This is a genomic window from Neisseria sp. P0021.S007 (assembly GCF_051956855.1).
The window spans coordinates 1-469 of the sequence record NZ_JBQCXA010001513.1 but is presented as its reverse complement, the minus strand read 5'-3'; the positions used below and the strand labels follow the sequence as shown (position 1 = coordinate 469).

Below are 469 nucleotides of genomic sequence, written 5' to 3'. Positions count from 1 at the left end.
CGGCAATATTCTCTATGAAGAAGCTACTCAAGACATCCGTGCCAAGGTAACACAAGGTCTGTCGCTGACATCCAGTATGCAAAGCACGGATATGTTCCCCAATATGGTAATCCAAATGGCGGCCATCGGCGAAGAGTCAGGCTCTTTGGATGATATGCTGAACAAAGCAGCCGAATTCTACGAAGATGAAGTAGACAACTCCGTCTCCCGATTGTCTCACTTGATGGAGCCTATTATCATGGTGGTATTGGGTTCGCTCATCGGTATTTTGCTGATTGCCATGTATCTGCCGTTGTTTAACTTGGGTAATGTCGTAGGTTGATATGCTTGATAGTATTTACTCTGCCATCGACGCCCTCTCCGTTCTTGCGCCATTCGCTATTCCTTTAGCCGTTATTTTAGGATTACTGATTGGTAGCTTTCTGAACGTCGTCATTTATCGCACGCCGATAATGATGGAGCGTGAATG

The 469-nt window shown here is 45.8% G+C and carries 1 protein-coding gene and 1 pseudogene; both read left to right on the top strand.

The window, feature by feature from the left end; genetic code table 11:
- Positions 1-322 (top strand): type II secretion system F family protein (locus ACTHUR_RS20010; RefSeq protein WP_440400540.1); only part of this gene is annotated, 322 nt, incomplete at its 5' end.
- 1 nt (position 323) lies between these two features.
- Positions 324-469: pseudogene (locus ACTHUR_RS20005) on the top strand (prepilin peptidase); the annotation flags it as partial.